The sequence below is a fragment of the Stenotrophomonas sp. YAU14A_MKIMI4_1 genome, from assembly GCF_003086855.1.
Classification (GTDB): domain Bacteria; phylum Pseudomonadota; class Gammaproteobacteria; order Xanthomonadales; family Xanthomonadaceae; genus Stenotrophomonas.
Window position 1 is genome coordinate 2,269,741 of record NZ_CP025998.1, and the last position, 19,468, is coordinate 2,289,208.

The window sequence follows — 19,468 nt, forward strand, 5'->3', positions numbered from 1 at the left end:
TGCCAGTCCTACGCGGCGGCGGGGCCAATGGATGCACCGGCCGCTGCATCCAATCGCCGCCTGCCTGCGTAGAGGCACAGGAACCACCTTCACCTGATTGCCGCCCCTGCCCATGTACGTTGAACGCCGCCCGCCCCGCAGCCCTTTCGACGCCGCCCGTCTCGTGTCCAGTGCCCAGCAGCCCAGCAGTGAGCCCACCAACTGGACCGGTGACATGGACGGTGTGGCCCGGCTGCGTGACCGCGCCTGCTTCCTGCGCATCTACGACCATTTCATGCCGCGCCTGTGCGTGTATCTGCGTGGCCTGGGGGCAACGCCGGCAATTGCCGAGGAGCTGGCTCAGGAGGCGTTGCTGCGCCTGTGGCTGCGTGCGGCCGATTTCGATGCCGCGCAGGGCGCGCTGAGCACCTGGCTGTTCCGCATTGCACGCAACCTGCATATCGACCGCGTGCGCCATGAACGTGGCTGGTTGCAGGCGCAGGCCGCGGTGGCCGATGCCGCCAGCTTCGACGTGGTCGAGCGCAGCAGTGCCGAACAGTACGCCGACCAGGTACGGCTGCGCCAGCGCATCAATGAATTGCCGGCGGTGCAGGCACGGCTGGTGCGCATGTCCTACTTCGAGGCGCGCAGCCACGGCGAGATCGCCGCCGCGCTGGGCATGCCGCTGGGCACGGTGAAGTCGCACCTGCGCCGGGCCTTCCTGCAGTTGCAGTCGAAGGTGGGAGGTGGCCAATGAGCCCGCGCCACCACCTGCACGAATCGACCTTGATCAGCTATGCCTCCGGCGGCCTGCCGACGGCGTTGAGCGTGGTCGCAGCCGCGCACCTGGAACAGTGCCCGGCCTGTCGCCAGCGCCTGCGCGATGCCGAGGCGATCGGCGCCGTGCTGCTGGACCAGACCCAGCCGGCCGTTGACGAGGCGCGGCATGCGCAGCTGCGCATGGCCATGCTGGCGCAGATGGACCAGGCCGAGGGCGGACTGGCTGCGCCCTGCGGGGCGGCCCGCGCGGTACCGAGCGAGCGGCCACAGGCGAACCCGGATCATTTGCCCGCCGCCCTGCATCCGTACTTCGGTGCGTCGCTGTCGCAGCTGCGTTGGCGCTGGATCGCGCCGGGGGTGTACTGCATCCGTGCGGCGCAGATGCCGTCTCTGATCATGCTGAAGATCGCCCCGGGCAAGTGCCTGCCCATGCACAGCCATGGCCAGAGTGAGCTGACCCAGATTCTGCGGGGCAGCTACAACGATGCGCTGGGCCTGTTCGCGCCGGGCGATGTGGCGGATCTGGATGAGGACGTCGAGCACCAGCCGGTGACCGCGCCGGGTGTGCCGTGCATCTGCGTGTCCGCGCTGGATGCGCCGTTGGTGTTCAGCGGCTGGCTGGCGCGCAAGATCCAGCGTTTTGTGAAACTCTAGCGCGCCGCAGGAGCTGTGCATGAGCGCTGACAACACGCAATCCATGAAGATTCTTCTGGTCGGCAGCGGCGGTCTGGTCGGGCAGGGAGTCGCGCTGGCCTGCGCGGGCTCTGGCCGGATGCAGCACGTCACCGCGCTGGTGCGTCGCGAAGGCGCGTCCCCTGCGGGGTTCCAGGAAATGGTGCTGCCCGACTTCCTGCAGGCCGCGCACGCCGATCTGCCGTGGGCGGGATTCGATGCGTGTTTCTATTGCGCAGGTGCGCCGCCACTGGGCACGCCGGAGGCCGAATACCGGCAGGTGACGGTGGACGCCACGCTGGCCGTCGCCCGCGCGTGGGCCGCCGCCAATCCGCAGGGCTGCTTCCTGTATGTATCCGGCGCACACGCCAACCCGGCCAGCCGCATCATGCCGCTGCGGGTGAAGGGTGAGATCGAGCAGGCGCTGGCGCGACTGCCGGTGCGCACGGTGATGTTGCGGCCGGCAGGCGTGCAGCCGGTGGCGGGTACCGGGACCCGGCACACCCTGATGAAGCCGTTCTACTGGGTGGCCGCGCCGTTGATGGGGTTGGCCGGAAGCGTGCTGCCGTCGCTGACCGTCAGCAACCGGGCGATTGGTGAGGCGATGATCGCGCTGGCCGGCATGGCTCAGCCACCCGGTGTGGTGGAATGCGCGCAGATCCACCGTCTCGCGAGGGCGGAACGGTAGGGGCCAACCCTGGTTGGCCCGGATTACCTCGCCTTGGCAGGGGCCAACCTTGGTTGGCCCGGTTTACCCCGCGTTGGTAGGGGCCAGCCTTGGTTGGCCCGAATTACCCCGCGTTGGTAGGGGCCAACCTTGGTTGGCCCGCAGGGTGTGCCGACCAAGGTCGGCACCTACCAGAGCGCGGGCGTGTGCCGACCAAGGTCGGCACCTACCAGAGCGCGGGCGCGTGCCGACCAAGGCCTTGGCGCTCAGGGCGCCAGCGCGTTGCGGACCGACTGCGCCAGGTCGCTGCGGGTGAAGGGTTTGGACAGCAGCGGTGCGCCGCGCCCGGGGCTGCCCACGGTGTCGTGGTCACGCGGGTAGCCCGAGGTGAACAGGACGGCGACCGAGGGCCAGCGCTCGCGCACCTGTCGGCCCAGCTCCCAGCCGGACATGCCCGGCATCACGATGTCCGAGAACAACAGATCGATCTGGGTGTCGGGCCGCTCCAGCAGGCGCAGCGCGGACGGCCCATCGTGTGCTTCCAGCACGCGGTAGCCCAGTTGCCGCAGCGCATCGACGGTGTACGCGCGCACATCGTCGTTGTCCTCGGCCACCAGGACGGATTCCTCGCGCGCCTCGTAGCTGGCCCAACCGGTCTGCGTCGGCGCCGCCTGGCTGGGCAGGGGCAGGGGTGAGCGCGGGAACATCATGGTGATGCTGGTGCCACCGCCGGGCACCGAATCGACCAGGACGTGGCCGCCGGACTGTTTCACGAAGCCGTGCACCATCGACAGCCCCAGACCGGTGCCGCGACCCACCTGCTTGGTGGTGAAGAACGGTTCGAACACCTTGGCCAGCGTGTCTGCCGACATGCCATGGCCGTTGTCGCGCACCCGCAGCATCACGTATTCGCCGGGCGTTGCATCGGGGAACAGGGCGGCGTAGTCATTGTCCAAGTGACTGTTGTCGATCTCGATCACCAGCTGGCCGCCGTGGTCCATGGCATCGCGTGCATTCACGGCGAGATTCAGCACCGAGACTTCCAGCTGGCTGACATCCAGCTCCACACACCAGATGTCGTCCGTGGCCTGGATATCCAGCTGCACCAACTCGCCCAGGGCGCGCTGCAGCATGTCCTGCATGCCGTGCACGGCGTCATTCAGATTCACCGCCTGGCTGTGCAACGGTTGCCGGCGGGCGAAGGCCAGCAGGCGCTGGGTCAGGCTGGCAGCGCGGTTGACGCCCTTCAGGGCGTTGTCCAGCGCCCGCGCGGTCATGCCGGCCGGTTCGCCATTGCGCTGGTTCAACAGCATGGCGTGTTCCACGTTGCCGGCGATCACGGTCAGGATGTTGTTGAAATCGTGGGCGATGCCGCCGGTGAGCTGGCCAACGGCTTCGATCTTCTGCGATTGCCGCAGCGCGTGTTCGGCCTGCACGCGCGCAGTGGTTTCCACCGCTTCACAGACCACCGCCGCCACATGGCCATCGGGGCCCAGCAGCGGCCGCAGCGAGAAATCGAAGCTGCGCTTGCCGGTGGGCAGTTCCAGTTCGAACGCATGCAGCGACGGGGTGCCTGCGGCGGCGTGCTGCACCGCTTCGGTGACGGTGCGCGCGGCCTGCGGGGTCGCCGCAAACCAGGCGGTGCTGGAAAAATGCGCGCCCACGACGTCAGGCTTGCCGGCCAGCACCGCTGCCAGCGAGGCCACGTTGGCATCGATCACCCGGCCGTCCAGATCCAGCAGCACCTGGTGCTGGAAGCTGGATTCAAAGATGGCCTGCAGGCGCCGCTTGCTGGCCTGCAGCTCGGCGGTGCGCGCCTGCACCTGCTGTTCCAGCGACTGATTGTCCTGGCGCAGCGCCAGCTCGGCGCGCTTCAGCCCGGACACATCACTGCCCAGGCAGGTGTAGCCGGTCACCGTGCCGTCGGCAGCAAACTCGGGCACGCAGTCCATCTGAACGAAGCGGGCTTCGCCGCTGCGGTGGGTCAGGGTGATCTGGAAGCTGGCGCGCTCGCCGGCCAGTACCCGTTCCAAGCTGGGCAGGGCCTGCTGGAACGAGGCGCTGTTGCCGATGTCGGCCGGCTGCTTGCCCAGCAGGTCGTCCAGGGCAATGCCATGCCAGTCCAGGAAGGCCTTGTTGGCGAAGCGGTAACGGTGGTCGGCGCCCAGGTGCGCGATCAACGCGGGAATGGCATCGGTGATCTGCTGCAGTTGTGCCTGGCTGTGCTCCAGCGCCGTGCGCGCCTGGGCCAGCTGGTTGCGCTCGCGGGCTTCATCGCGGGCACGCCGGATCGCGTCCGGCAGCCGTTGCAGCCGCTGCTTGACCACATAATCGCGCGCGCCGCGGGTCAGCGCCTGCACGGCCAGCTCTTCGGTCAGCGTGCCCGAGACAAAGATGAAAGGGATCTGCGGCGCGTGCTCGCGCGCCAGAGCCAGTGCGGTATCGCCGTCGAACCCTGGCAGCACATGATCGGCCAGGATCACGTCGAACTGTGCCGAGGTGATGGCCGCCAGGAACGTGTCGTGCGCCCACACCCGGTGGGTGTCGAAGCGCAGGCCGGAGCGCTGCAGCTGGGCCGTGATCAGTTCGGCATCCAGCGCGCTGTCTTCCAGCATCAGGATCCGCAGGCGGCCGCCTGCAGGCGCGGGGTCATTCATGGGTGGGGGTGTTCCCGTTGCCGCCGCGGTGCGGAGGTGGCTGGTTGGTGATGCCCCAGAACATGCCAAGGCCCTGGATGGCGTCGAAGAATTCCTTGAAGTCCACCGGCTTGACGACGAAGGCATTGACGCCCAGCTGGTAACTGCGGACCAGATCCTGCTCTTCGCGCGATGATGTCAGCATGACGACCGGGGTGCTGCTCAGCTCCGGGTCCTCACGCACCTGCTGCAGCACTTCCAGGCCGTTGATCTTGGGCAGTTTCAGATCCAGCAGCACCACCACCGGGCCGCCGTGGTAGGCGCCGGCGAAGTTGCCTTCGCTGCGCAGGTAATCCAGTGCCTCGGCGCCATCGCGCACGTGCACCACCTCGTTGAGCAACTGGCAGCGCGCAAGCGCAGCCAGGGTCAGTTCGGCGTCCTTGGGGCTGTCCTCGACCAGGAGGATCGGCCGCAGATCCCTCATGGGTGTTCTCCGGTAGAAAGGGGAAGAGTGAAATACAGCGTGGCACCTTCACCCAGCGTGCCTTCGGCCCAGGTTCGCCCGCCATGGCGGCCGATGATGCGGCGCACGTTGGCCAGGCCGATCCCGGTGCCTTCGAATTCGTCTTCGTGGTGCAGGCGCTGGAACACGCCGAACAGTTTGTCCACATAGCGCATGTCGAAGCCGCAGCCGTTGTCGCGCACATGGAAGATGTCTTCGCTGGCGCTGCGCTGGTGGCCCACTTCAATCACGGCGTCGGCAACGTCGCGGGTGAACTTCACCGCGTTGGACAGCAGGTTCTGCCAGACCAGGCGCAGCATGGTGGGGTCGGCCTCGACCACAGGTAACGGGCCGATGCGCCAGTCGATGCTGCGGCCGGCATAGTCCAGCGCCAGGGTGCGGCGCACATCCTGCGCCAGTGCGCCCATGTCGATGTGCATGCGGCCCAGGGTCGAACGGCCCATCTGCGAGAAACTCAGCAGATCATCCACCAGGGTGCCGGCAGACTTGGCCGATTCCACGATGGTGTCCAGGAAGCGCCGTTCGTTCTCGCTCAGTCGCTCGGCCGCCGAGCTGCCCAGCAGTTCGGAATACCCCACGATATGCCGGAACGGGGCGCGCAGATCGTGGCTGACCGAGTACGAGAAGGCTTCCAGTTCCTTGTTGCTGCGCACCAGCTGTTCGTTCAGTTCGGCCATCTCTTCGGCCTTGCGCAGCACGATGTCGACGATGGCCGTGCGCATTTCGTGCGCGGCATCGGCGTCGGCGTCGGTCCAGGGCAGGCTGCGCTGCTGCACGGTTTCCTTCCAGGCTTCGAAGGAGTGGCGCGGCGACAGCGCGGTTCCCGGATCGCTGGATTTGCGCGGATCGCCGCCCCAGCGCACGGTGCGCACCACTTCGGGGCGGAACCACATCAGGTAGCTGTCGTGCAGCTGCGAAATGGACACCGCCAGCACGCCGCTGGCGACGTCGCTCAGGCGCGCGGCCGACGGCCAGGCACCGGCCAGATGGTCGGTGTGGAACACTTCTTCGCCCGGGTGTTCGGCGGCCACCCAGTGCGCCAGGCGCAGGATGTCCTCGCGGGCGGGGCACTGGCCCACGCGCATGCAGTCGCCCTTGTGCACGATCGCCGCGCCGGCCGCTTCGGTCAGTGCCAGCAGGCTGCCGTGGTCCTGGCGCAGCGCCGCCATGAAGTCTTCATCGCCGGCCATGCGGGCCAGCAGCTTGACCAGCAGCGAGCGCCGGATCACCCGCTCTTCCACCACCCGTCCGCGTTCTTTCAGCGCAATCTGCAGCGACAGGATCTGGCCCATGAATTCGCAGGCCGTGCGCACGGGGTAGGGCAGGCGGCGGGCATGGGCGGTGTGGCAGGACACCAACCCCCACAACCGGCCTTCGTGGATCAGCGAGACCGACATCGACGCGCCGGTGCCCATGTTGCGCATGTACTGCAGGTGCACCGGGGAAACACTGCGCAGGACCGCCAGACTGAGGTCGGTGGGCGCGGCATCGGCGGCTGCGGCATCGCGCACCAGCGGCACGGCGGTGTAGCCCGAATCGGCGATCAGGCGCACCCGGTTGCGCCGGTACAGTTCGCGCGCCTGCGCCGGAATGTCCGATTCGGGGAAGCGCAGGTCCAGGTAGGACGGCAGTACGCCGTTGCCATCTTCGGCCACCACGGTGCCATTCCAGGCGCTGTCGAACTGGTAGACCAGGGTGCGGTCGAAGCCGGTCATCGCGCGCATGTGCTGGGCGGCCAACTGGCACAGATCGGCCACGGTGGCAGCCGATTCGATCTCGGACATCAGGCGGCGGATGGCCGGGTAGAGCTCTTCCAGCGAACTGGGCTGGCCCGGCACCGGGCTTTCCAGTTCCACCAGCAGGTCGTGCTGCGAGCGGTGCACCAGCAACTGGTGGCGGCCATGGCCGTCCAGGTGCACGGCGCCCACGTGTACGCTGCTGTCGACCGCCGTGCGGCGCAGCTGTGGCAGGAACGGGGCCAGTACGCCGCCCAGCACCGCGTCCAGCGGCTGCCCGAGCGGGTCGCCAAACTGTTGCAGCAGGGAGTCCTGGCTGATCGCGCGCTCGCGTACCTGCAGCGTGACCGGATCGGCGACCAGCAGCACCCCGTAGGGCTGGATGGCGCCGGGTGTGTGGATCGGCTCGCGGGCACAGACGGACAGCGCCAGATCGTTCACGGCGTCAGTGGCGTTGGACATGAAGGCAGGAACCCGGAAGTAGTGAGGCGGCGCAGGCGTGCGCCTGGAACAAGGACAGCAACAGACATCGCTCTACTATCGCATTGCTGTCAACGGCTGGATCAGGCATTTCTGAACGCTTCATCCACGCGCCGTCCGACGAACTCAAAGGCAGCGCTGGCCGCGGTTGCGGCCTGTACGCGCTGCGCATCCGTCAGCGCGAGCGCATCCATCGCGGCCCGCACGCTGCGCCAGTGCGCGGCCACGCCTGCCGCGGCGGGCGCCAGATGGCGTGCGCCGAAGCCTTCGTGCAGGCCCACGCGTGCCGCATGGTGCAGCAGTACCGCCGCGCCCATGCTGGAACCTTCGGCCACGTACCACCAACCCAGCGCCACCGGCAGCGGTGCCGTGGCCAGCAGCGGTGCGTCGGCGGTCGGCGCCGCAGGGTGTGCGCCCAGATCCTGCAGATCGGCCAGCACCTGCGCGTGCTTGCCCAGTTCCGTTGCCGGCATCGGCAGATCCTGCCGCCGGTACAGTGCTGCCACCGCGCTATGGAACTGCGCCTGCACCTGCAGGAAGCGCAGATAGTCGCGGCGATCATCGAAGATGCCCAGGGCCATCAGGCGTTGGTCCAGGCGCTCGTGGGTGCTGCGCGTGGCCGTCTTCAGCATCGCGCTGAGCGGCTCGTCGGGGACAGAAGAGGAGGCAGCGCGCTGCGCGCAGGGGGCGGGGACGGACATTGGGGCTACGCTAGCAGAAGCGGTGTAAACGCAGTGAAGATATTTCGCCCGGGTTGCACCGGCAGTCAACACCGGCTGCACGCGACCAACGCTACGGTGGGCGCCGACCTCCCCGTTGGCCATCCCGTGAACCTGCAGCCCACTCCCGCGCGTCTCTCCTTCCGGCACACCTTGCCCGACACCTGCCGGTTCGATCTGTTGCAGATCGATGCGTTGAAGGACCCTGGCAGCGGGCGGATCGTCCATCTGTATTCGCTGGTGGCGCGCTGCCATGGCTGCGCGCAGGTGTTCACCGCGCACGAAGGCGCCGGCTTCATCAGCACCACCGTGGCGCGCATCCTGCGGTGTCCGGAAGGCTGCGGTGAGCACGCCTTGAAGCCGCGGGTGCTGCGCGACTGGCAGCCGGCCGCGGCCTGAGCCCTGCCGGCGCCGTCAGGGTGCCGGCGCCAACAACGCCGGTCGGCCGTCGAACCAGTCGCGCGCGCCGGCCAGGTGCCACTGGCGGCGATCGCCATCCAGTTCGATGCCCGCGCCCAGCACGCCCCAGCGCAGGTACAGATCGCCCTTGCGGCGCTGCTGCAGCAGATCCAGCCGTGCACGCAGCGAGAAGCGGTCGTTCTCCGCCTGCAGGTCATCGAGCATCAGGTGCCCGGGCTGCCAGCGCAGCGCGGTCTTTGCCTCCACCCGACCGGAATCGAGCAGTTTCAGTACCCAGCCCGGGTAATCACCGCGTTCGGCAAACACCGCCAGCAGCGGGCCGGCATCGCTCATGGCCACCCGCGCCCGTGCGTCCACCTGGAAGGGGGACTGGGCATCGATGCGGCCTTCGTCAATATCCAGGCGGCCCCGCCACCCCTGCGGTCCCGGCCGGCCATCAATCTGTACGTTGCGCAGTTCCACCGCGCTGCCGGTCAGGTCGAACCAGCGCTGGCGGAAGTCGCCGCGCTGCAGGGTGCCGTCCACACGGGTGTCGGCACGCAGGTCCAGGCCGGCAAGCTGCAGGCGCGCGCCCTGGCCGAGCAAACGCGCCGTGCCCTGGCCGATGCGGCCATCGGTATCCAGCCCGACGTCGCCACTCAGGCGCGCCGTGCCTGATACGAGGCGTACCTGCCCGTTGCCCAGGAAGCGGTTGTAGGCCGCCAGATCGGGAATGTCCGCATCGCTGAAGCGCAGCCGGGCACGTACGCCGCGGCGCAGCTCACGCAGCCGGCCATCACCGCTCAGCTGCAGTGACAGGTCGCGCCCCTCGAACAGGGTGGCCGCATCCTTGCCCTGGGTGCGTGCGGAGAAACGCGGCAGCCGCACATCCAGTTCGGCACGGGTGGGCGTACCGGCCTTCAACTCACCATGGGCACTGGCGGTGCCGGCCATGCGCACGCCGGCCACTTCGGCCACGGCTTCGGCCGCGGGCAGGTCCACGGTGCTGCCGGTCACCAGCTCACCGTCCTGCACACGCAGGTCTGCCTTCAGTACGCCGCCGCCGTCCAGCTGGAACCAGGGTTTGCGCACGAACAAGGCCGGGATCCAGTTGAGCGAAGTGAACGTCCATTCGCCCTGTACCTGGCCCGATGTGCGCTCCAGCAGGCTGGCCGGGTCGTCGAAAGGAATATCGTGACCGCGGATATGCAGGTCGGCATCCAGTGCCGCGCCGCGCTCGGGGCGTGGCGGCAGCCGCGCCTGCAACCGCATGTCCTGCGCCACATCCAGCTGCAGGGCCAGCACGCCGCGATCGGGGGCGCCATCGCCCAGCTGCAGCGGCACCCGCCAGATGGCACGGGTGCCCGGCATCAGCGCGCCGCGCTGCAGATCCACGTGTGCCTGCAGCTGGCCGGCCAGCGGTGAGCTGGCAATGGCCACCTGCTGGGCGTCGGTGTTCATGCGCAGGCCCTGGCTGCGCGCGGTGATGTCCAGCGTGCCTTCCACCAGGGTGAACTTGCGGATGCCCGGCGCCTGGTCGCGGTAGTGCCGCGGGTAGCGGAAGGTGGATTTCAACTGCATGCCCGACAGCAGCTGCACGCCGTCGTAGCTGGCGAAGGCATCGTTGAATTCGACCTGCGAATCCAGCAGCTGCGACGGACCGCCACGCAGCTGCTTGACGAAGCCGACGGTACCGCTGCCGTCGCCCTGCAGCAGCAGCTTGCCGAAACGTGCGCTGCGGATGCTGTCGCTGTGGATCGCGTCGAATCGCAGCGTCCAGCCCTGGTCGCCCCGCGGCGGCGAGGGCACTACGTCCTGCACGCGCTCGATTTCCGCCGACACCCCCGTCGCCTGCAGGTGCGGTACGCGCACCTCGCGGCGGAACAGCGGCAGCACCGCCAGCCGTGCACTGGCGCGGTCGGCGTGCAGCACATACACGGTGTGGTTCACGTGGCCGCGCATATGCACGTTCCAGGCAATCACATGGCCGGGCAGCAGGGTAATGGCCGGCCCGGTGGACATCACGAACTTGTGCGCCTTGCGGTTGGTCACCGCATCGAACAGTGGCGTATTCAGGAAAATATTGCCGGCCAGCAGATACAGCGCCTGCAGGCCCAGCAGGCACCACGCCAGCAGCCGCCAACCACGTGGCCAGGTTGAAAAGTGGAAGATGCGGCGGGGCATGCGGGCCTTCTCGATGGGACGTGGTTCACTATCTCGAACACTGCGGCGGTGTCGCGTGAACGCAACTGCGCGTCGGCTGCCATAATCAAGCGGTCTACGTTCAAGGAGCCCACGGCATGAATGCCACCACCCGCACGGAAGGCGCAGCCGCACAGGGCGCGCACGCGGCCACTGCCAGCGCGGCGTTCGATCCCACCTATGTGTCCAGCAATGGCGAAGCGCAGTTGAAGGGCGCCGGCCATGCCATCACCGTGAACGGCGAAGACCAGTCGGTGAAGCTGGCGCAGGAAAAGAAGGTGTCAGGCAGCGGTCCCGGCACGCAGTTCCGCGGCACGTCGGTGGCTGCTGCAGCCACGCCCACCCGCGACGGCGTGGATTATCTGGTAACGGTCGACAGTGTGGTGGGCAACCGCATGAAGGCCGGCGGATTCACCCAGGAAGACAGCACCGGCGCACGGGGTCGCTACCGCGTCAGCCTGCCGCACGGTGCGCTGGATACCGATCCCACCACGGTGAATCCCTTCGATCCGCAGACCATTCCCAAGCGCGGCAGCGTCACCCTGGATGGCCAGCATTTCACCGGAACGGCGCTGGAAGGACGCTTCCGCAACATCGCCATCCAGAGCCAGGTGACCGAGGCGCAGGGCGCCAGCTACCGCGTGGATCATCTGGACGATGGCCGCGTACGCGTCACCACCGGCCCCAACCAGGCGGTGGAAGCGTTCAACGGCGTTGGCTTCGCGGCAGGAAAGTTGACCGCCGTGGCCGGGCGCCAGGACGCGCTGGGACAATCCACGGTGCGCACCGCCACCTTCGATCTCGAGCAGGTGGATGGCCGCGCGGCCTACCAGCACTTCATCGATACCGGGGTAATGGATGCGCACACACCCGGCGTACAGGACCCGGCCACCGTGGAACGGCTGGGCATGAGCTCGCAGACGCGCCTGAAGGTGGGCGTGGGCGATGCGTTCAATGTGGATCTGGCTGGGCAGCGCAACAGCGGCGATGTGGTGCGCGTACGCCACGAGGACGGCAGCTTCACCGAACAGCGCAGCGTGGAATACAGCGGCAACGTGCCGGTCAGCCGTTTCAGTGCCTACGGTGCCGATGGCCAGGAAGACATCGCCCAGCGCCGCTACCAGTTCCAGATCGATCTGCGCGACCACCCGCACGGCGAACAGATTGCCGGCATGGTGAATGCCGCGCTGACCGGCAACGCGGCCGGTGATCGTGGCCCGTTGCATGCCGGTGTGGAGAACACCCTGGTGCTGGATGAGCCGCAGATGCGCGCCCTGATGGAGCGCACCCAGGCCATGGTGAAAGACAACCCGATGCTCGGCCCCGACTGGCGCCTGCTGGCCGAAGACGGGCAGGGCAGGCCGAAGCAGGATGTGGATGCATTCGCCGCCGCGCTGGCACGCAACCAGGGCCATTCGGCGTATGGGCTGGGCGAGCGCCTGTTCCGCGTGGCGTCTGCCGAAGGCCGCGAACTTCAGCCGATCGCGGCCAGCGTGCAGTCGCAGGCCTTGCAGGACCTGCCGCCGCCTTCACCGTTGTTGCCGCAGCAAGACCCGCGCAATGAAGCCAGCCCGCGCCACGGACTGTGGCTGCAGACCCAGGGCGCGGTGAACAGCCTGGACCAGGCCATGGGGCGCCAGCCCGACCAGGCCAGTGAGCGGCTGGGCATGGCGTTGCTGGTGGCCGCCACCCACAAGGGCATGGATCGGGTGGACCAGGCGGTGCTGAGTGACGATGGCCGCTACGCCTTCGCGGTGCAGGGCGAAGCGCATGCCGCCGACCGGCAGATCGCCCGCGCCGATACCGCGCAGGCGGTGGCCACACCAGTGGCCGATCACGTGCGCGAGCTGCAGCAGGTGCCAGAGCGTGCCGCACCGGAAGCGCAGGTCGCGCAGCAGCGCGAGCAGGAGCAGGTGCAGCAGCAGGAGACAGCGCGCAGTCTGGCGCGCTGAGGTAGCGCCGGGCCATGCCCGGCGTTCCCTGCGGGTCCTTAACCGGGCAGTTCGCACTGCATCTTGCCGTCCACGTAGTACGGCTTGGGCACGTTCGGGTTCTCGCTGGTCTTCTCGAACACCACTTCAAACGTGTCGGTGGCCGGCGTGCCCTTGCGCTCGGTGCAGGAGTCCTGCAGCTTCTTCTTCACCGCGGTGATGCCGGCATCGCGGTTGGCGCCGTCGGCGCTGTTGGTCAGGTTCACCGTTTCGGCCCAGGCCAGCGGGCTCAGGGCCAGCAGGGCGGCCGTGGCGGCCAGGGTGTGCAGCTTGCTCATCCAATGTCCTCGTTGCGTTCCATGGGTGCGGCCCGGCGCGAACGCCCGGCGCTGGCCCAGTATCGAAAAGCGCGGTTAACGCGGTGTCGGCGCGGCCGACGGCCCGCCAGCAGGCCGCCTGAACTACGGACGTTAGTGCGAACCATTCGCATTTGATATGATTTCATGCGTCCTTAACAGTGCCGCGGCCTGCCGCTGGCGCCCCTTCCTGGCAGGTTCCCCCATGAATTCCCCAGTATTTCCCGTCCGCTCGCCGCTCAGCACGGCGCTGACCGTGGCCCTGGCCCTGTGCGCGCCGCTGGCCGCCCAGGCGCAGTCGCAGACTCCGGACGGCAGCAGCCCCACCGACCTGGATGCGGTGCATGTGAACGCCTATCGCACGCTGACCCACACCTCTGGCGCCACCAAGACCGACACCCCGGTTGCCGAGATGGCCAAGTCGGTGTCGGTGATCGCGCGCGAGGAACTGGATGCGCGCGGCGTGCAGACCTTGAACGAGGCCATGCGCTACGTGGCCGGTGTGTCGCTGGAAAGCAGCGGTATCGACAACCGCGTGGATGATTTCAGGATCCGTGGCTTCGATGCCGGCAGCTGGAGCAACAACGTCACCATCGACGGCATGCGCGCGCCGCAGGGCGGGCAGTGGAACCGCACCATGGTGGACAGCTGGAACCTGGACCGCGTGGAAGTGCTGAAGGGGCCGTCGGCGGTGATGTACGGCCAGGTGGCTCCGGGTGGCATGGTCAACCAGGTCAGCAAGACGCCCACACCGGACCAGCAGCAGATCGTGCAGCTGGGCGTGGATGGCAATGGCCAGTACAGCACCGCCTTCGATGTGGGCGCCGCATCGGGGGACAAGCAGCACCTGGGCCGTCTGGTGGGCCTGTACCGCGATGGCGACACCCAGATCAAGCACACCGAGCAGGAGCACTGGTTCCTGGCGCCCAGCTACACCTTCCAGATGGCCGAGCGCACGCGCCTGACCCTGCTGGGCCTGTACCAGCGCGACGATGGCGGCTCCACCTACCAGTTCCTGCCGATGGCCGGCACGCTGAACGCCACGCCCTATGGCCATATGAAGAACAGCACCTTCATTGGCGAACCGAACTGGAACACCTACGACCGCACCATCTGGTCGGCCGGCTGGATGTTCGAACACGCGTTCAATGAAAACTGGACGTTGAGCCAGAGCGCGCGCCGCCTGAACGTCGATTCCACTTTCCGCACCGTGGTGACCAATGGCGCGCTGAATGCCGACGGGCGCACGCAGAAGCGCCGCGCCACCTGGGGCGAAGGCGATTCGCGTGGCGATACCGCCGATACGCGCCTGACCGGCAAGTTCAGCACCGGCGCGGCACAGCACACCCTGCTGCTGGGCGTGGACTGGCAGAAGGCCGATTGGGATGCGGCGCGCGGTGCAATGGGCACGGCCACCGACACGCCCAATGCCATCGACATCTTCAACCCGGTCTACACCGGCTACATTCCGGCTACCACCTCGATCAGCTACTCCGGTGGCATCAACCGCCAGACCGGTGTGTACCTGCAGGACCAGATCGCGCTGGACAAGTGGCGCTTCACCGTCGGCGGCCGCTACGACTGGACCAAGGATGACACCTGGACCCAGGCCTACACCGTGGCCAGCAACCGTTTCGGCGCGCGCACCCCCAGCCGGATCAAGAACGAGGCCTTCAGTGGCAACGCGGGCATTCTGTTCGTGGCCGACAACGGCCTGACGCCGTACCTGAGCTACGCCGAATCGTTCCAGCCGGCCGGCAGCACCGCCACCCAATCGTTCGACCGCACGCCGTTCGATCCGATCACCGGCAAGCAGTGGGAGGCCGGCGTGAAGTACCAGCCGGCCAACTTCGACGGCCTGGTGACCCTGTCGGCCTACGATCTGCGCCAACAGAACGTGCTGACCGATGATCCGGACAGCAGCCACAACACCTGCGGCACCACCGGCACCAGCCAGTGCCAGGTGCAGGATGGCGAAGGCCGCGTGCGCGGTGTGGAACTGGAGGGCCGGGTGACCCCGCTGGCCGGCTTCAGCGTGATCGGTGCAGCGGCCTGGATGGATTCGGAAGTGACCCGCAGCAACAACGGCTACCGCGGCAAGCAGTTGGCAATGGTGCCGGACTGGACCGCCTCGCTGTGGGGCGACTACACCTTCCAGGGCGGTGCGCTGGAAGGCCTGAGCCTGGCCGCCGGCGTGCGCTACAACGGTAAGAGCTACGGCGACAGCGCCAACCTCTACCTGATTCCGTCGTACACCCTGTGGGATGCCGCGATTCGCTACGACATCGGCCAGTACGGCAACGTCGGCACGCAGTTGTCGCTGAATGTCAGCAACCTGGCCGACAAGCGTTTCGTGTCGACCTGCACCGGCGTGTCCTCGTGCTACTACGGCACCGGCCGCACGGTGACCGCAACCGCGCGTTTCACCTGGTGATCCGCGCGGCTTGATGCTGTGCTACCGCCGCTCTCGCAGGAGGGCGGCGGTAGTGATCAGGCCGCCGTATGGCCGGTATACGCGGCCAGCACCGCCGGCAGGTCCTGCATGGATTCGAAGATGACATGCGCACCGGCCGCACGCAGCGCCTCGGGCGTGCTGTGGTACTGGCCGCCCGGGCTGTAGCCGAACACGGTGGCACCGGCGGCCACGCCGGCGGTCGCACCGGTCACAGTGTCTTCAATGACCGCGCAGCGCGCCGGGTCCACGCCCAGTGCAGCGGCGGCGGCCAGGTAGACATCGGGGTGCGGCTTGGTCCGCGGCTGGTCCTGGCCACTGAAGATCTGCCCGCCGAAGGCATCGAGGATTCCGATCTTGCCCAGCTGCAGGCGCACCTTCAGCAGATCGGCGCCGGACGCGCAGGCGATGCGGCCCTGGGTGAGGGTCTGCAGCGCACGCACGGCGGCAGGCGCACCGGGAATCTCGGTCAGATCGCGCTCCAGCGCCACGTTGCGCTGGCGGCGGAACTCATCGAGCCACGCTTCGGTGAATGGCTTGCCGGTGCGTTCCTCGATCAGACCGGCCAGGCTGGCGACCGATTTGCCCAGGAACACCTCGGCGGCCTGCTGCTCGGTGAGTGGCCAACCGCGTTCGGTCAGCATTTCCGAGAGCACGCGGGCGACCAACGGCTCGGAATCGACGAGGACGCCATCGCAGTCGAACAGCACGGCATCGAAGGGGAAGGGGGCCATGGGGAACTCCGGGCAAAACGAAGTGCGGAATTGTCGCACGCCGATGGCGCAGGCGCTTTGCCCTGATGGGCGCCGCTGCGCCGATCGCTCTGGTAGGTGCCCACCTTGGTGGGCACGCTTCTCGCCTAAGTGCCAACCAAGGTGGGCACCTACAACGGCCCGCGCGGGGTAGACTGCCCCGATGACGCACTGCCAGGAGGGCGAATGAAGGCGATCGCGATGGCACGCACGGCGGTCTTGCTGCTGGCAGTCGCTGCGGCAGGCTGCAGCACCTTCGCACGGCCGCCGTCGCCGAATCTGCGTCTGGTCACTTTGGTGCCGGCCGAAACGAGAGTTCTGCTGACCGCTGCGGCTAGCGGCACCATCGAGCCGATAGGCGAGTGCGTGTACTTTGTCAGCGCATCGGGACATCGCAGCCTGGCACTGTGGCCGGACTATTTTGAACTGGCCAGGCAGGATGGTGTCCCTATCGGCGTGCGCAGCACGTCCAGCAACACTGTCGTGGCGTTTCGGCAGACGCACACCTTTGGCGGCGGAGAATTATCCCCGTTGCCGCAGATGCTGACCCAGCCGTTGCCAGCAGGCTGCCGCGGTCCGGCGATGATGCTTTACTTCAATTAGGGCAGCGGGTGCTGCGGCTTTGGTGGGCGCGGTTTTCGCCTCGGCGCCTCTGCGCGGCAGTGCCAACCAAGGTTGGCACCTACCAGGGCAGTGCACCCCGACACTTTGGTAGGTGCCCACCTTGGTGGGCACGCTTTGCGCCTCGGTGCCAACCAAGGTTGGCACCTACCAGGGCAATGCACCCCGACGCTTTGGTAGGTGCCCACCTTGGTGGGTACGCTTCGCGCTTCGGTGCCAACCAAGGTTGGCACCTACCGGGGTAGCAGTTGCGGTCAGCTCAGGTCGCAGCCGCTCGGCAGCGGCCAACTGGTCGCAGGCAGCATGTTCTTCAGCGAGGCCGGTGCGTTGATCGCCACGTAGCCGGCGCCCAGCAGCTCTTCCAGATCGGCGATGGTCACCAGGTAGTCATCCAGGCTGCCCAGGCCGGTTTCGTTGGGGAAGATCCAGCTGATCGCCTTGGCGGTACCGGTGTTGGGGTCGCGGGTGATGATGGTCTTCCAGAAGAATTCCGGTGTGGGAATGCCGTGGCTGCTCAGGAAGTAATCGTTGCTGGCATCGCCATAGACAACGCCGCCGTACACATCCACCGGCGCGATATCGCGGTAGCACTCGGCCACGTTTTCGGCCTTCACCCAGATGCCCTGGTTGAAGCCGGATACCTGCGGCACGATGTTGGTCATGTAGTTGGCGCGGCGGATGTACGTGCTGTCGTAGTCCATGTGGTTGGAGGTGACCAGGTGGCCGCGGTCAAAGCCGGATTTCACGCTGGCATAGGAGCCAGTGCTGGTCTGGCCCAGACAGCCTGCCGGCAGATCCGGGTCCTTGTAGAAGCTGGACGGGCGCGCGGCCGAACCGGTATCGGCCAGCAGCGTGTATTCGTAACGGGTGGCGCTGTGGATGCTGCAGTCGTAGGTCAGCGCGAAGCCGCCCTTGTTCAGGGTGACGGTCTGGGCGTGTGCGGCGCCGGCAAAGGCGCTGATGACAAGGGCGAACAGGAACGTTGCAGAGGGCATTGGGTGATCTCCTTGGAGTTTCCAGGGCGCAGCTGCCCGTGCCGGCGAAATCGCGTTTCGACGGAGGCGGGTGCTGCGACGGATGGGATGAAGCGGACTGCCGTTGAATCGGACTGACGTTGAAGCCCGGCCATGGCCGGCGGTGCTGCGGAATCGCAACCGCGTCCCCTGGGCCACGATGTGGCGCGCGGTGGCGTAAGCGTCAATTGCTGACGCTCTCAGGTCAACGCTGGATGTTCCAAGGTGTGACTTCGCGCAAGGAGTGCGCTGTGTTGCGGCGGATCGTGTCCGGCGGCTTTTCTGTTCAGGCCGTGACGTCGAGCGTGCATCTGGGCAAGTCGAAGTAGGAAGTTTCCTACAGCGCGATGGACAGAAAGCCTAGGGGCGCTTCCAGGCAGGACTGTTACCATATGCGAATGATGCGCATTTACACGAAGCCGGGTAGCGAGCAGTCACGCTCGGTCTCCGGCAATGATGGGAATGACGACTGCGGCAGCAAGGCTGAAGCGAGCTTTCATCACTGACCGCTTCCCGAGAAACGTAATGACTCAAAGAAAGAGATTCCTGTTCATATCTGTGTCGATCATCGTACTTGCAGCGATCGCGTGGTACGGCCTGTCCTCCGCGCCAGATCGCGCCAACCACGCTGAACGCTCCTCGATACCGGCGAGCGGCAACGAGGCCGCCTCGATGCAGGGCACATTTGCAATGTCTCGACCTGCCGACAGCTCGACGCCGGGCGATCCGGCCAACAGAGACCTTCGAATCCGGCAGCTGCCTGGCAGGGCGTTTGCCGTCACGGATTTTGGTCGGGTTCCCAGCGGAACAGTGGACCAGGTTATCGCAGGGCTTACCCCGCACGCCTTGGCAGGCGATGCGACGGCGTCGTATGGGATTTTCCTGAAGCTCAATGAGTGCCAGAACATCAACCGACGCGCATCCAGAGGCAGCGCGGTGCAGGCCAGTCCCGATGTGGTGTCTGCATGCCTGGATCTTTCGGCGGAAAACGAGATCAGCGCCAGTCGTTGGCTGACGCTTGCGGCAGAGCAGGGGAACATGGGTGCACGCCTTCTCTATGCCGCCGATTCCGAGTCAGCGCTTGGCGGGCCTGCCGCTTTGCTTCGCGATCCCGATCGCACCAAGGAGTACAAACAGAAAGCCACCGGCTACCTGCAGGACATGGTCGCCCAGGGAAGTGTGGATGCGCTGCTGCAACTGGGCAATGCCTACCACGCAGGCGTGCTGCTCGACGAAGATCTGGTCACAAGCAGGGCCTACTTCGAGGCGGCACGTCTTGCTGACCCTTCGGTGGTTCCGGTCCAGCAGATCAATACTCTGGATGAAGCGCTAAGTGCGCAACAGCTCTCCATAGCCCGACGAAAAGGAAGTCAAATCCATGATGCATGCTGTCGCTACAAAACCATTTGCAATGTCGCGACGAAAGGCAATATTGATCCTGATACTAGCGGCAGGATTGATATTCGGCGTAAGCACGTTTGCATTCGAGCGCGGGCCATACTTCTGCACTGATTGCGCCGTCGCGTCGCCGGTGCCGGATGCCAGAACCC

General features: G+C 66.9%; 16 protein-coding genes. 8 read left to right on the top strand and 8 right to left on the bottom strand.

Annotated features, from left to right (window positions below; genetic code table 11):
* Nucleotides 1-112 precede the first annotated feature (112 nt).
* Genes C1931_RS10485 through C1931_RS10495 form a run of 3 tightly spaced genes read left to right on the top strand, consistent with a single transcriptional unit; the run spans nucleotide 113 to nucleotide 2,119 of the window.
* Nucleotides 113-736 (top strand): sigma-70 family RNA polymerase sigma factor, encoded by a 624-nt coding sequence (locus C1931_RS10485; protein ID WP_108756275.1) that lies wholly within the window; start codon nucleotides 113-115, stop codon nucleotides 734-736.
* Nucleotides 733-1,413 (top strand): ChrR family anti-sigma-E factor, encoded by a 681-nt coding sequence (locus C1931_RS10490; protein WP_108756276.1) that lies wholly within the window; start codon nucleotides 733-735, stop codon nucleotides 1,411-1,413. Before C1931_RS10485 ends, C1931_RS10490 begins: the two co-directional genes overlap by 4 nt.
* Nucleotides 1,414-1,432: 19 nt before the next feature.
* Entirely contained in the window at nucleotides 1,433-2,119 is a 687-nt protein-coding gene (locus tag C1931_RS10495) for an oxidoreductase (RefSeq protein WP_108756277.1), read from the top strand.
* A 245-nt stretch (nucleotides 2,120-2,364) separates the two neighbouring features.
* Here C1931_RS10495 and C1931_RS10500 read toward each other — a convergent pair whose 3' ends face one another.
* The 4 genes from C1931_RS10500 to C1931_RS10515 form a co-directional block, all read right to left on the bottom strand.
* Nucleotides 2,365-4,755, bottom strand: coding sequence for a response regulator (locus C1931_RS10500; RefSeq protein ID WP_108756278.1), 2,391 nt, complete (start codon nucleotides 4,753-4,755; stop codon nucleotides 2,365-2,367).
* Complete coding sequence (locus C1931_RS10505) at nucleotides 4,748-5,218, bottom strand: response regulator (protein ID WP_108756279.1); 471 nt, start codon at nucleotides 5,216-5,218, stop codon at nucleotides 4,748-4,750. Before C1931_RS10505 ends, C1931_RS10500 begins: the two co-directional genes overlap by 8 nt.
* On the bottom strand, nucleotides 5,215-7,455 hold the full coding sequence (locus C1931_RS10510) for an ATP-binding protein (RefSeq protein WP_108756280.1): 2,241 nt from the start codon (nucleotides 7,453-7,455) through the stop codon (nucleotides 5,215-5,217). The genes C1931_RS10505 and C1931_RS10510 overlap by 4 nt, the downstream gene beginning before the upstream one ends.
* Nucleotides 7,456-7,556: 101 nt before the next feature.
* Nucleotides 7,557-8,174, bottom strand: a complete 618-nt coding sequence (locus C1931_RS10515; protein ID WP_159095474.1) for a biliverdin-producing heme oxygenase — start codon at nucleotides 8,172-8,174, stop codon at nucleotides 7,557-7,559.
* A 126-nt stretch (nucleotides 8,175-8,300) separates the two neighbouring features.
* Between C1931_RS10515 and C1931_RS10520 the strand changes: the two genes are divergently transcribed.
* The gene (locus C1931_RS10520) at nucleotides 8,301-8,591 is read left to right on the top strand and encodes a hypothetical protein (RefSeq protein ID WP_108756282.1); all 291 of its coding nucleotides are present in this window, start codon (nucleotides 8,301-8,303) and stop codon (nucleotides 8,589-8,591) included.
* 15 nt (nucleotides 8,592-8,606) lie between these two features.
* Here C1931_RS10520 and C1931_RS10525 read toward each other — a convergent pair whose 3' ends face one another.
* Nucleotides 8,607-10,775 (bottom strand): hypothetical protein, encoded by a 2,169-nt coding sequence (locus C1931_RS10525; protein WP_108756283.1) that lies wholly within the window; start codon nucleotides 10,773-10,775, stop codon nucleotides 8,607-8,609.
* Between the two features lie 116 nt (nucleotides 10,776-10,891).
* Between C1931_RS10525 and C1931_RS20605 the strand changes: the two genes are divergently transcribed.
* Nucleotides 10,892-12,745 (top strand): XVIPCD domain-containing protein, encoded by a 1,854-nt coding sequence (locus C1931_RS20605; protein WP_108756284.1) that lies wholly within the window; start codon nucleotides 10,892-10,894, stop codon nucleotides 12,743-12,745.
* A 38-nt stretch (nucleotides 12,746-12,783) separates the two neighbouring features.
* Here C1931_RS20605 and C1931_RS10535 read toward each other — a convergent pair whose 3' ends face one another.
* Entirely contained in the window at nucleotides 12,784-13,062 is a 279-nt protein-coding gene (locus tag C1931_RS10535) for a hypothetical protein (protein WP_108756285.1), read from the bottom strand.
* Nucleotides 13,063-13,285: 223 nt separating this feature from the next.
* Between C1931_RS10535 and C1931_RS10540 the strand changes: the two genes are divergently transcribed.
* Complete coding sequence (locus tag C1931_RS10540) at nucleotides 13,286-15,514, top strand: TonB-dependent siderophore receptor (protein WP_108756286.1); 2,229 nt, start codon at nucleotides 13,286-13,288, stop codon at nucleotides 15,512-15,514.
* A gap of 56 nt (nucleotides 15,515-15,570) precedes the next feature.
* Here the strand turns inward: C1931_RS10540 and C1931_RS10545 are convergent, their stop codons facing one another.
* Nucleotides 15,571-16,266 (bottom strand): HAD family phosphatase, encoded by a 696-nt coding sequence (locus C1931_RS10545; RefSeq protein ID WP_108756287.1) that lies wholly within the window; start codon nucleotides 16,264-16,266, stop codon nucleotides 15,571-15,573.
* 204 nt (nucleotides 16,267-16,470) lie between these two features.
* On the opposite strand from C1931_RS10545, the gene C1931_RS10550 reads away from it, so the two are divergent.
* The gene (locus tag C1931_RS10550) at nucleotides 16,471-16,887 is read left to right on the top strand and encodes a hypothetical protein (RefSeq protein WP_108756288.1); all 417 of its coding nucleotides are present in this window, start codon (nucleotides 16,471-16,473) and stop codon (nucleotides 16,885-16,887) included.
* Between the two features lie 272 nt (nucleotides 16,888-17,159).
* On the opposite strand, the gene C1931_RS10555 is transcribed toward C1931_RS10550, so the two are convergent.
* Nucleotides 17,160-17,900, bottom strand: a complete 741-nt coding sequence (locus C1931_RS10555; RefSeq protein WP_108756289.1) for a DNA/RNA non-specific endonuclease — start codon at nucleotides 17,898-17,900, stop codon at nucleotides 17,160-17,162.
* 480 nt (nucleotides 17,901-18,380) lie between these two features.
* Here C1931_RS10555 and C1931_RS10560 point away from each other — a divergent pair, with 480 nt between their 5' ends.
* On the top strand, nucleotides 18,381-19,430 hold the full coding sequence (locus C1931_RS10560) for a hypothetical protein (RefSeq protein ID WP_159095475.1): 1,050 nt from the start codon (nucleotides 18,381-18,383) through the stop codon (nucleotides 19,428-19,430).
* Nucleotides 19,431-19,468: the final 38 nt, after the last annotated feature.